Annotated in this window: 11 protein-coding genes, 1 riboswitch and 1 other annotated feature; of the genes, 2 read left to right on the forward strand and 9 right to left on the reverse strand. The window is 29.2% G+C overall.

Annotated features, from left to right (window positions below):
* Window positions 1-182 precede the first annotated feature (182 nt).
* Entirely contained in the window at window positions 183-4919 is a 4737-nt protein-coding gene (locus JWF52_RS13570) for an endo-alpha-N-acetylgalactosaminidase family protein (protein ID WP_208334080.1), read from the reverse strand.
* 267 nt (window positions 4920-5186) lie between these two features.
* Between JWF52_RS13570 and JWF52_RS19740 the strand changes: the two genes are divergently transcribed.
* Window positions 5187-6116: a collagen-like domain-containing protein gene (locus tag JWF52_RS19740; RefSeq protein WP_353654947.1), complete on the forward strand. Its 930-nt coding sequence runs from the start codon at window positions 5187-5189 to the stop codon at window positions 6114-6116.
* Window positions 6117-6190: 74 nt separating this feature from the next.
* Here the strand turns inward: JWF52_RS19740 and thiE are convergent, their stop codons facing one another.
* The 8 genes from thiE to JWF52_RS13615 all read right to left on the reverse strand — a co-directional run bounded on the left by thiE (window position 6191) and on the right by JWF52_RS13615 (window position 12849).
* Window positions 6191-6823 (reverse strand): thiamine phosphate synthase, encoded by a 633-nt coding sequence (gene thiE, locus JWF52_RS13580; RefSeq protein ID WP_208334081.1) that lies wholly within the window; start codon window positions 6821-6823, stop codon window positions 6191-6193.
* Complete coding sequence (thiD, locus tag JWF52_RS13585) at window positions 6816-7634, reverse strand: bifunctional hydroxymethylpyrimidine kinase/phosphomethylpyrimidine kinase (protein WP_208334082.1); 819 nt, start codon at window positions 7632-7634, stop codon at window positions 6816-6818. The genes thiE and thiD overlap by 8 nt, the downstream gene beginning before the upstream one ends.
* Before the next feature lie 89 nt (window positions 7635-7723).
* Window positions 7724-7818, reverse strand: a riboswitch (TPP riboswitch).
* A gap of 9 nt (window positions 7819-7827) precedes the next feature.
* Window positions 7828-8130 carry a GIY-YIG nuclease family protein gene (locus JWF52_RS13590; protein ID WP_208334083.1) on the reverse strand — a complete coding sequence of 101 codons (303 nt, stop codon included), beginning with the start codon at window positions 8128-8130 and terminating at the stop codon, window positions 7828-7830.
* A 235-nt stretch (window positions 8131-8365) separates the two neighbouring features.
* On the reverse strand, window positions 8366-9730 hold the full coding sequence (locus JWF52_RS13595) for a cation:dicarboxylate symporter family transporter (protein WP_208334084.1): 1365 nt from the start codon (window positions 9728-9730) through the stop codon (window positions 8366-8368).
* 52 nt (window positions 9731-9782) lie between these two features.
* Complete coding sequence (gene epsC, locus JWF52_RS13600) at window positions 9783-10322, reverse strand: serine O-acetyltransferase EpsC (RefSeq protein WP_208334085.1); 540 nt, start codon at window positions 10320-10322, stop codon at window positions 9783-9785.
* 26 nt (window positions 10323-10348) lie between these two features.
* The gene (cysK, locus tag JWF52_RS13605) at window positions 10349-11248 is read right to left on the reverse strand and encodes a cysteine synthase A (protein WP_208334086.1); all 900 of its coding nucleotides are present in this window, start codon (window positions 11246-11248) and stop codon (window positions 10349-10351) included.
* Between the two features lie 60 nt (window positions 11249-11308).
* Window positions 11309-11549, reverse strand: a binding site (T-box leader).
* 195 nt (window positions 11550-11744) lie between these two features.
* Window positions 11745-12155 carry a hypothetical protein gene (locus tag JWF52_RS13610; RefSeq protein WP_208334087.1) on the reverse strand — a complete coding sequence of 137 codons (411 nt, stop codon included), beginning with the start codon at window positions 12153-12155 and terminating at the stop codon, window positions 11745-11747.
* Between the two features lie 85 nt (window positions 12156-12240).
* Complete coding sequence (locus tag JWF52_RS13615) at window positions 12241-12849, reverse strand: NUDIX hydrolase (RefSeq protein ID WP_208334088.1); 609 nt, start codon at window positions 12847-12849, stop codon at window positions 12241-12243.
* 253 nt (window positions 12850-13102) lie between these two features.
* Between JWF52_RS13615 and JWF52_RS13620 the strand changes: the two genes are divergently transcribed.
* Window positions 13103-13357 (forward strand): DUF1294 domain-containing protein, encoded by a 255-nt coding sequence (locus JWF52_RS13620; protein WP_208334089.1) that lies wholly within the window; start codon window positions 13103-13105, stop codon window positions 13355-13357.
* Window positions 13358-13375 lie beyond the last annotated feature (18 nt).

Below are 13375 nucleotides of genomic sequence, written 5' to 3' on the forward strand. Positions count from 1 at the left end.
TATTATGTAATTAATACACTCTATATAAAAATTTTTGATTATATGTATTAATCGTATAATACACTTTATCCAAAATTTTTCTTCTCAAGTGTATTATACGATTAATACACACACTTTGTAAATATATTTTTTGTTTATTATAATAAAAATGGCCCTTGCTATAAGCAAAGACCATTTTTATATTATTTCTTTTCTACGTTTATTAAAACTTCATTTGAAGTTATAGTTTTTCCATCTAAAATTACCTTAACAGATAATTTTGTGCTACCCTTAGAATTGCCTATTATCTTTCCATTTTCTATTGAAGCAATTTTTTTATTTGAAATGTTATATTCAACCTTAGCGTCTTTTAGATTTACACTTTCTCCATTATCTTTTAATGCATTAATATAAATTTCAACAGATTGACCAACTTTTAAGTTATTAGTTATAGTATTTAAATTTACATACTTTAACTTAGGTTTTTTTATTGATTCCTTATTTTCTTTTATATATAAATTATCTAATATCAGCTCTACAGGTTTTCCTTCAAAAGAATTTTTATCTATTGAGATATAATAATCATCTACATTTCCTGTAGTGAACTTATGACTTATTTCCTTTGCATTAGTAAGCTTATCTCCTGATACATTAGTTGTCTCTAGAGGAATATTAACTAAAACCCCTTGTGATTTCGATTTGATATTTATACTATATCCAGGTTTAGCGTCTGCTAATGAGTATATAAATCCAAGTTCATAAGTTTTATTTTTATCTAATTTTAGCGTAGCTTCTTCAGTTACTATCATTTCACCATTTTCATTTGGCTGTTGATTTGTTTTCAATGAAAATCTTCCATCAAGCACCCAATGTTTATATTGTCTTCCTAAAAGATCTCTTTCTGCTAAATGAGTTCTATTTGAATTCCCTCTATTTTCTTCTAAATAGAATGGTCCTATACCTTCATCTACATTTTCAAAATCTTCATATAGTACGTATCCATCCTTATTTGTATGACCTGGATGCTTCCATATTCTAAAATCATCTACATACACTTTTGAATCTTTACTTCCTTTTCCTATTTCTAGAGAAACTTCTGCTACTTTCTTCCCTTTTGGTACTGTAAACTCAACTTCCATTCTAGTAAATGTGTCTCCTCTAAATTTAACTGCTTGACCTGCTCTTTTTTTAGAAGATTGATTTATTTCAGCTTCTACTTCTACATCCCCACATTCAACTTCTAGACTTACTTTTCTCTTATCGTCGTTTTTAACCCATGCTGATACTGAGTATGTTGCACCTTCTTCAAGTCCTTTTATTTTTTGAGATATCTCAGCATCTGCGCCATTATTTCCACTTATTTTAACTATATCATTTCCTTTTCTTCTTTCAGTTGACTCATTTATAATTTGTATGTGATTAGTATTTTTAGCATCAGATTCCTTTTTCCAAACCTTCCAAGATTGAGAGTCAAATCCTGGATCTTTTATTTCTGATCCATATCCCCAATCATCTACCCTTTCTTCTTTAATTTTGCCTTTTGTAACTAGATATGGTGTATCCTGCTTTACATCAAGAGTAACTTTTCCATTTTCAACTTTAACTTCTTTAACATAAGTTTTTCCTAAGTCACTTAATTCATAAAGTTTAACTGTATTTAAATTTTTCCAATTATCTGGGAGTTTCCACTCTGATTTTGTTCCTAATGGATTCCAATGATAAATTTTTTCATCTTCTTTCACTGGATCCCATGGTAAAAATAATTGAGTTTTCCCAATTCCAGTTTCACCTATTGAGTTTTTAGGTGTAGTTGCAACTAATCTATCGTCTCTATAATAATTTATATTTGTCCCTTCTTCCAAAGCCTTTACTCCATTTTCAAATAATACTTCTTTATCACTCATTTTCATTATAGGGAAATGTTGTAAATACTTAGTGGGTAATACTTGATTATAAAATACTCCTACACCAAATTCTCCTTCTACATCATGTCTATCTCCCCACCCTCCAGATAATAAGTGTTTATTACCTTTCAATAATGGATTTGCTAAGAATGAATCTTGAGTGTCATTTTTTATAAATCTCATTATATTACTTGCGTTACCTTTATTAGGGTAAGCTGGATCGCCTCCCCAGTGAGTCCATACTGCATCTTGTTCTAGTGGTCCATTCATTTCTGTTGCAAGCATATAGTCTAAATCATGGACCTTTTGTGCTAATTTATTTGCATTCCATCCATTTCCTGTATAAACATCAACATATACCCATCCTAAATCTGGAGCATCTTTCTTTAACATATCTAATCTTCTATACAATTCTCCACTTGTTATATCTTTTCTTTGGTCTACATAGAAAGTTTTGTCCATCCATGCCCATCCTGGAGCATTTTCATTTACTAACTCTTTTGGATATTCAAATGCATCCCTTGCATACTCTGTAGCATTTATATGAACTCCTATTTTAGCATTATATTTTTTTCCTTCATTAATTAAAGTGTTAAAATCTTTTACTCCACCTTGTCTTATGCCTATATGTCCACCATAATCTGGATGAGAGTCATCATGACCTTCAGCCTGATATCCTTTATGTAGGACTAATTGACCAAAATTATCTGTATAATTAGAAATCTTTTTAACCATATCTAAAGATCTTAAGAATGGATTTTGTGTATAACCAATGTTCATATCTATATATGAAAGATTATTTTTTATATCTTCTCCACCTTTTGATATCTTCATATTTTTTCTGTAGTGAATAGCTGCATCTTGCCAATCTACTATATTATCATTATTAGCATCTTTGGTTATAATAACTTCTGACCAAGGTAACTCTTCTTCTGCTTTATATCCATCTGGCATTTTTAATTCTTCTCTGTAAGTCCATGTTCCATTTCCTATTCCAGTTTTTTTATACCCATTTCTATTTTCAGTTGACAAAACTACTCTATTTCCACCTTCTATAACATTGTTATTTACAGTTATTGCAAAGTCATCATTATTTATAAATGCATAAGTCTTTCCTTTTGATGAAGCTTCTAGATCTTTAACATCTTTAAATTCTTCTATTATATTGTTCCAGTCTCCAGTTGTTAAAACTGATGCTGTTTTACCATTTTGGTTGCTTTGCACTGATGCTAAGCTATGATTTGGGAAATTTATAGTTTTAACTTTTGTAGTTGATTCCTTTATATCAGTTACTTCCATTCTTAGTTTATTATTATTAATACTCATCTTAAGAGTTATTGTAACTCCAATTTCTTCAATAGCTAAATTATATATAGTTTCATTATTTAAAGTTTTACATGTAACTTTAGGAATATATTTTTCTCCATTCACTTCCATTATGTATAGCTGCTCATTTTCCCCTATTAAAGTAGATCCGTCTTCTTTCCATTCATATCTTAATACTCTTGGAAAGTTATTATCTAATACTACTTTCATTGTACTTGATTCTATTACTTGTTCCTGTGTGTCTCCAAGTTCTGGAGGTAAAAGTGGTAAAATTTCCTCAACTTTTACATTAGATAGTTTTACATTTTTATTTCCAAACCAACCATGTAAGCCTATTTTACCTTCTTTTGATGGTAAATTAGATATAGATTGCGATCCAACAAGTTCATCACCTATCCATAATGATACATTACTATCTTGTACTTTTAGTTTTAATCTATATGTTTTGTCTTTCTCAAGCTTTACTGAACTTCCTCCAAATGATCCATATTGACCTTCTCCATTTTTCCATACCCAGCTTCCATTATCATAACAAATAGCTCCCCATTGAGTATCTGATAAATGTCTAAATGTAAGTCCTATTCTTCCATCATTTGTACTGTATTTAAAGTCTGTCTCATATGTAAAATCTTTTAAATTTGGAGATTTTTCATCAACTGCTAATGATTTACCATTCATTCCAATAGTTACAGAGTTGTTGTTATAAGATATACTCCCTCCGCCTTGAGTAGTCTTCCATCCTTGATTATCTACTAAATTAAAATCCGGTTCATATGTAACGCCATCTTCTTTAACTTCTACATTGGCAACAGCTTTTAATTCTGTACCTACTATACTTCCTTCTACTTTAAAAGTTCCTGCTTTTGAGTATAACTTTGGATCTATATAATCCCAAGCTACGTTTGCATTGCCTGTTGCTCCATTATTGTATGATACCTTTACTTTTAAAGGCAATTCTGGTTTCATTCTTTTAAATGTTTTAACATTTACTTCTTCTATTTTTTCAATTTTTATATCAGGTGCTTGTCCATCACCTAAGCTTCCTACTGGACCATATTTTATATAATCTACAGAAGTAGTTTTTGAATTATACCAACTTCTATATCCTACTTTTCCTTCTTGTACTGATATTATGTCTACAACTTCATCAAAGTACTTTTCACCATTAATATTTACAGTAAGTTTATTACCTATAAATGTTACCTTTAAAACAGCCCAGTCTTCTGGTTGAATTTCAGGTCCTTTAAATGTTTTATATGTACTTTCATTAAAAATTACCCATGTATCTTTACTATCATAAGCGATACCTGCATGTTTTGATTCATCTGCTCTAAATAGTACCCCAAATCTTCCTGAGTTTTCTTTACTAACTTGGAATCTACATTCTAGCTCTCCATCTTCTAAAATATTAGATTCATTTTCTATAAACCTATAATCGCCATTATTTGTAACACTTAAAAATCCATTTTCTGCATCTACTGTTCCTCTATCTTTTAAACTCGTCCATGTAATACCTTCTGGCCTATCATAATTTTGTATATAAGCCTTATTTGTCTCACTAATAGGTGTTATTACTTCTACATTTTGTTGATTTATAACTTGTGGAGTAAAATTACCTTGTGCAAATACTTGTATCGGCATATTACTGATAATAGTTGCACCTGCTAAAATTATAGATAGCTTCTTATAAATTTTTGCTCTTTTCCTCATATATTCTCCTCCCTATATCCTTTTAAGAAAACATTTTCCAACTTATCTTTATTATTATTATATATTTTTTAATATGGAAATTTTTTCCTTATATATGTATATATTTTACTTATTATCTATCTTTGATTTAAATTAACTCTATATTTTTTTATATAATAAATATTCTAATATTGATTAATTTGATATTCTATGTCCCATTTTTGCCATCTAAATCATATATCTATATTGTGTAGTAATACTACAAATTTTTAAACAGGAGTGTTGTATATGAGTAAAGACTGGATGTGTAACAATAATTGTACAAAGCCTTGTTATTCTAGCACACATAAGCATTGTGATAAATCATCTAAGTGTGATAACAAACCTATAAAAAGTAAAAAGTCTTGTGGATGTTCTACTATGGATCAAGGTATGTGTCCTACGTTTGTATATCCTATAAATTTTTCAGATTTTCAAATTTATAGCTTATTATGTGATTGTATAGGGAAAATGGTGGGGTTAAAATTAGAAGATAGTGATTGTATATTAAGACTACGTATTTGTCAGGTAAATCAATTTGCCGTGATGGGTAAAACTTGCTCTGGTAAAGGTCCTATATATGTAAAAATAAGTTCAATACAATATATAGACTTTGGAAAAGAAATTTATGTTAATCCATTATGTAATGTAGGAACATCTGTTGGTGTTCCAGGACCACAAGGTCCTATGGGTCCTCAAGGTCCTGCCGGTAAACCTGGTAAGCCTGGCGCTATGGGTCCTATGGGTCCTCAAGGTCTTCCTGGAAAATCTGGTGCTATGGGTCCTCAAGGTCCGGCTGGCAAACCTGGTAAACAAGGTGCTAAAGGTGAGATGGGTCCTATGGGTCCGGCTGGTATGGCCGGCATGCCTGGCCTTCAAGGTGCTACTGGTACTATGGGTCCTCAAGGTCCGGCTGGCCCTCAAGGTCCTACTGGTCCTATGGGTCCTCAAGGTTCTGCTGGTACAGTTGGTTCAGGTGTTACTGGTCCTATGGGTCCTCAAGGTCCTACTGGTCCTATGGGTCCGGCTGGCCCACAAGGTCCTACTGGTCCTCAGGGTGCTGCTGGTACTGCTGGTAAACCAGGTCCTAAGGGAGCAACTGGTGCTGCCGGTACTATTCCTACTCAAGTTAAAGAAAAGTATCTTCCACCTTCTAAAAAATTACCTTATAAAAAATAGTTTTGTATATTGAGCATAAAAAAGGAAGCTATATAGCTTTCTTTTTTTATTTTCAATAAGTTTTGGTACATGTTCTAGATAATTGAAATAAACCTCTTAGTTTCTAAATATATATCGTCTTTTTTTAATATAGCCGACACAATAGCATATCCATCGCTACCTAATTCTTTTAATTCTTTAATTTTATCTATACTTATTCCACCAATTAGAACTATTGGTATATCTATATTTTTTCTTATTTCTTTGACTGTATTAAATTTAATACATTTTGCATCTAATTTAGTTGATGTATTATACATGGCGCCTACACCTATATAATCTGCACCATCTAACTTTGCCTTTTGTGCTTGCTCTATTGTTTTAGCTGATACACCTATAATTTTATCTTCATCTAATAACTTTCTAGCCAGACTAGCATCTATATCATTTTGACCAACGTGAACTCCATCTGCATCGCTGAGAATTGCTATATCTAATCTGTCATTTATTATTAATAGGGCATCATATTTTTTAGTTAACTTTCTTAACTTAATCGCCTTTTCTAAAAATTCTTTACCTGATGCATTTTTTTCTCTTAATTGGACTATTTTAACTCCGCCTTTTATAGCATCTTCTATACTTTCATAAAAATCCTTATTCTTTAAAATCTCTGAATCAGTAACTAAGTATAATTTTAAATATTCTTTTAGTTTTTCTTTATTAAACATATTCTACCTCACTAGCTTTATCAAATTTATAGAAATGATGTACTGGTCCTACTCCATGACCTATATCAAAACTATTTTCTATAGCCTTTGTTATATAACCCTTACTAAGTTTAACTGAGTCTTTAATGTCATATCCTAATGCTAGGTAAGATGCAATTGCTGAAGATAATGTACATCCTGTTCCATGTGTATTTTTTCTGTCAAACCTTTTACTTTTGTAGACTTCAAATGTATCTTTTCCTATTAAAATATCTACTGCATCACCTTCTAAATGCCCACCTTTCATTAGTACATATTTAGGTCCCATTTTTAAAATTTCCTCTCCTGCTAGTTTCATATCTTTAATATTTTTTATTTCTATTTTTGTTATTTCTTGAGCTTCTTCTGTATTAGGTGTTATTATATATGCCATTGGAATTAAATACTTTATTAAATTTTCTTGTGCTTGTGGTTTTAGCAACGAATATCCACTTTTAGATATCATAACAGGATCCACTACCAAATATTTTGGATTGTATTTTTTTAAAGTTCTTGCTATTTCTAATATGATTTCATGGCTACTTACCATTCCTATTTTTACAGATTTGGGAACTATATCGTCAAATACCGTTTCAATTTGATTTCTTATTATATCATTACTTAATTCTTCTACTGCAAATACTCCTTTCGTATTTTGAGCTGTTATTGCTGTTATAACACTCATTCCATATGTTCCTATTGCACTAAATGTTTTTAAATCGGCTTGTACACCTGCTCCCCCTGATGAATCCGAACCTGCTATTGTAAGTGTTGGTATTCTATATTTTTGCATAACCATATCCCCCTTGTTTTAGTTATATAAAAAAGCTATACCTAATTTAGGTATAGCTTGACTACATAGTTATAAATATATAATATATTATATTTATGTATAAGCTTTCCTACGCTGGCATTATCCAGATCAGGTATAAGGGTCAGTTGCTACTTCTCAGCCATTGGCTCCCCTAGCTATTATATCTATTAATTTATATTATATCAGATCCAAGTGAGTAGTCTGAACTATTTTCAAGTTCTTTTATAAACTCATTTGGACTTTTTATTATGTTAAGCTTTTTATTTCTAGATTGCTTTTTTATATAACTTTCCAACTTCATTGCTTTACTTCTGCTATTACTTGCAAAGTATACTTCTAGTTTTTCAAATCCTTTACTTTTTGTATATTTGCTATTTATACCAGTTTCATGTTCTTTCATTCTTCTTAATATATTATTTGTGTATCCCGTATATAAAGAATTATCCTTACATCTTATTATATATGTAAAATGCATATTCTACCTCATCTATATTATTGTATAGTTAAATAATACTATATAAAATTATATATTTAAAGTAATTATTATTTTATATGATAATTACTTTAAATACAAGTTCAACACTTTATACTCATGTTTCTTAGGAATGTTCTTAAATGCTTTAATATTAAAAAACAGGCTAGTGATAATTATCAGTAACCTGTTTAGATTGTTTATCTTTTATATTTAAATATTTAATAAATGATATATCTTATTTTTTAGTTTTATCTATTTTATTAAATGAATTTGCAACAGTTACTGCTGATGTCATACTACCATTTACATTAAGCATAGTTCGACCCATATCTAATATAGGATCTATAGCTAATATACCTCCTGCAAGTGGGAAATATGCTCCCATTCCCATACCTGATATTACAACTGATACAGCCATAGCAGCTGTTCCTGGTATTCCAGCTATTCCTAGCGAACTAATTGTCACTACAATTATTAACATTGCATAGAAACTAAAGTCCATAGGCGTACCTGACATATTTGCAATAGTTACTGCCATTAATGCTGGATAAATACCTGCACATCCATTCATCCCCATATTAGAGCCTAAACTAGCTACAAAACTTGCTATACCCTCATCCATTTTAACATTATCAGTTAAAGCTTCTATTGTTACCGGTAATGTTCCTACACTTGATCTTGATGTAAATGCCAGTATAAGAGGTTTTGAAACATTTTTTATATATGTTATAGGGTTTATTCCATTTAAGCTTATTATAATTAAATGTATTATAAACATTATAAATACACTTACATATAGAGCTACTATAAAGTCTATTACACCAAATATAGAGCTAATTCCACGACCTACTATTGTATTTGCCATAAGAGCTATAACTGCGTATGGCATAAATTTTATAACAGTTATAGATACACTAACAATTATTTTATAAAAAGCTTCTATTAAATCTACAAAAGGTTTTATCACATCTGAATATTTTTTATTTAATCTTTTTATAGCTAAACCAATAAATGCTGCAAATATCACTACGGCTACTATATTAGAATCAGCCATTACTTTTACTGGATTTGATGGTAATAAACTTCTTAGTGTATCTACTACTGGAGTTATCTCTTTCATTTCGCCACTTGCCACTGCAACTTGTTGTCCAACCCCTAATTTAAATAGATTACCTATAATAATTCCGATAATTGCTGCTACTGCAGTTGTACCAAGTAACATTATTATTGTTCTTGCAGTTAGCTTATTTATATCTTCGCCTTCTTTTAAGTTCATAATAACTCTTATTATTGATACAAATACAATTGGAACTACAAGCATTTTTAATATGTCCATAAATCCGTATCCTATAAGTCCATACCACTTGTTTACTTCAGTTAACCATATTATAGTACTTGGATCTTTGGGGAATTTTGCAACCCATTGAATTACCACCCCTAGTCCTATACCTAATAAAGTAGATATTATCATTAGTTTTGTGAAATTTACTTTTTTACTTAATTTTTTTGTTATAAAAAATAGTCCTATTAGTACTATTATTGAAACTATTGTAAATATATTTGTTATCATTATAAATTGCGAAAAAAATGTAGTGTCCATATTATTACCTTCCTTTATCTTATGTTATGTTAATGTATCGTTTCACTTAAAATCATTTTAGTGTGATTTTTATATCTTCCTTTATCTTTACAACTTTTCCAGGAATGCCAACTACTGTAGCTCCATTAGGTACATCTTTTAGTACTACTGAGTTTGCTCCAATTTTAGCTTTTGAACCTATTGTTATAGGTCCTAATACTTTTGATCCAGATCCTATTATTACATCATCCAAAACTGTTGGATGTCTTTTACCTTTATCTTTTCCTGTACCTCCAAGTGTTGTACCATGATATATTGTCACTCTATTTCCAACTTCAGCTGTTTCACCAATAACAACACCCATACCATGGTCTATTAAAATTCCTTCGCCTAAGGTAGCTCCTGGATGTATTTCTATACCTGTAAGAAATCTTGCTATTTGGGATATTAATCTAGCTGTGAAAAATAATTTATGCTTATATAGAAAATGTGAAAATATATGCATTATTCTTGCATGGATGGATGGATATAATAAAAATACTTCTATCTTTGATCTTGCTGCTGGATCATTTTCCATTATATACTCTATATCTTTATTTATTTTCCTAAACATTTATCAATCACCCTTTTTGATATAATTTAATTGAATATTCCCATTGAAATATATTTTTCTATTCCATCTGGTGATATTGTCACTATTTTTTTATCTGAGTATTTTTTAGATACCTCTATAGCTGCATATATGTTTGCTCCCGATGATATACCAACTAAGATACCTTCTTTATCAGCTGCTATTTTCATTCCTTCAAAAGCTTCATCATCATCAACTAATATTACTTCATCGACTAGTTTTTCATCATAGTTTGTCGGAACAAAGCCTGCTCCTATTCCTTGTATTTTATGAGGTCCAGATGTGTTTTGTGATATAGCAGGAGATTTTTTAGGTTCTATTGCTATAATTTTTATATTTGGATTTTTTTCTTTTAAATACTTTCCAACTCCACTTAAAGTTCCTCCTGTTCCAACTCCACTTAAAAATATATCTACATCTGGTATATCATTTATTATCTCCTTAGCTGTTGTTTTATAGTGAGCATATATGTTGTCTTGATTTTCAAACTGGCTTAAGCTCTTATAATTTTCATTTTCACCTATAAGTTCTTTAGCTTTTTGTATTGACCCTTTCATCCCAAGTTTTCCATCTGTTAGTATAAGTTTTGCCCCATATGCCTTCATTAGTTCTCTTCTTTCTACACTCATCGTTTCTGGCATTACTATCATTACTTCATATCCTTTTAATTTTCCTATCATAGATAAGGCTATACCTGTATTTCCACTAGTAGCTTCTACTAATACATCACCTTTTTTTAGTTCATTTCTTTTTTCTAATCCTTCTATCATATAATAAACTGCTCTATCTTTTACACTACCTCCAGGATTTGTTCTTTCTAACTTTAGATAAATATTTTTATTCTCTATATTATTTAATTTTATAACGGGTGTATTTCCTATTAAGCTTAGTACATTTTCGTGTATCATATAAATCACTCCTTAAATTAATTTTTTAGATTATAAATAAAAAAACCCCGTCTCTAATATAATAGAGACGAGGTTGACTCGCGGTTCCACTCTAATTTAGATATAAAAAATATATCTACGCTCGAAAATTCCAGCACTAACATGCCTAATCACTGTAACGGGTGATACCGGAGAACTCTACTATTAATTCGAGCTTCTGCTCCAAAGTGCACTTCACATTTTTTCTAAATAGAAAACTCTCACCAATGTTTTCTTCTCTGTGATTTTCCAAAATGCTACTTTACTTTTTCAATGCATTTAAAATCTAACTATTTTTATTGATTTATATAAATAATAATACAAGATTTTTTTAAAGTCAATCTTTTTTTTTATTATTTTCTAAATTAAAATTAATTTCTAAAAAGGTTTTCTTATTTCTTTATAGAATTATATTATAGAATTATTATTTATAATTCACTGAGGCTAGAGCTTTAGAAAATACTTTTCTAGAGCTCTTTTAATTTTTATTAATATAGCATTCTATTTCTTTAGCTTTTTCTTTAGATTTATCATCTTTAATCATTAATTTTAATTCTTTATTTTCATTTGATTTAATTATTACATATTCATCTTTCTTATCCTTATATAAATCAAAACTTACTACTTTTTTTAGTGGAATTTTAGATATATTCATAACCGAATAAATCCCTTCCCACGGAGAATAATAGATACTTTCAAGATATATATTTTTATTTGTAAGTGTTAATATATAATCATCAACTATTTGCCCTACCATTGGTGTAGTAGTTGTAGATATAAAGAAATTTAAAAGAAAACTATTTACCACTTCTATATTTGTAATTTTACGGCAACAGCTTATTCTAGATATAATTTGTTCATTATTTTCTAGTTTAATATTTATAGCCATCATATCCCTCCAATTTTATATTTATATAATAATTAGTTTATATGGCTTTTTTCTTTATATTTTAATTAACACTCACAAATTAATATTAATTGAATAATTTATCCCCTAAAGCTACAAACATTTGAAGCATTAGATATGATTTTATATCTATAGTCTCTTTACTTTCTAATATATTCATAGCTTCTTTTTGTGATACTAAAATAGCTTCAATTTCTTCATCATCTTCTAAAAATTCATCACTTATCTCACCATCACATGTACAATATACAAAGGCTACTGATTCATCTGTCATACCTGGTGATAAATAAACTTTTTCTTTACTTGTTAAATTATTTATTTTTAAAAGGTCTAAGCCTGTTTCTTCTTTTAATTCTCGTCTTACAGTACTTTCAATATCTTCATCATTATCAATAAGTCCTGCAGGTAGTTCATAAATATAATCGTTTATAGGCACTCTAAACTGCCTTATAATAACTAATTTATTTTCACTTTCATGAAGAGCACAAATAACTACTGCATCTATTTTATCTTCTTTATTTTCTAGATAAATTTCATTTAATTCTTCTTCATTTTTTCTTGATGCTACCATCCAATGCCTATCTTCATTTTTTTTATTTTTATATTCAACATCATATAAACCTACAAAATCAGTTTGAACTAAAGCTTTTATTTTTTTTATTTTCGTATTTTTCAATTTATATACTCCCTTTCATTTTGTCTTATTTTTATATTATATGATTTTTTATTTATATATCTAATCATTTCCCCTATATAAATTAATGTTTTATTTCATATTATCTGATTATATAACTTAAATGATATCACTATATTTCAAATTAATATAGCCCCTATAAAGTTTTTATTTATATATTGTAATAAATTCTGTTATTAATTGATTTTTTAATCTATACTTATATTTAAGTTGATTTTTATTGTCAGGAGGTTTTATGGGTAATTTAATTTATATTTACTTTATTATAATTAATATTATAGGCTTTTACTTTATGTACATAGATAAAAGAAAAGCAATAAAAAACGAATGGAGAATTAGTGAATCTACACTTATTTCAATAGCTATAATTGGTGGTTCTTTAGGAAGTCTCTTAGGCATGTATACTTTTAGACATAAGACTAAACACCCTAAGTTTACAATTGGAATTCCATTTATAATTTTACTTCAAATAGGATTATTTATAATATAAAAAGGTTGCCTAAATTTA

Origin of the sequence: Clostridium sp. CCUG 7971 (genome assembly GCF_017590215.1) — a bacterium.
Lineage (GTDB): Bacteria > Bacillota > Clostridia > Peptostreptococcales > Peptostreptococcaceae > Faecalimicrobium.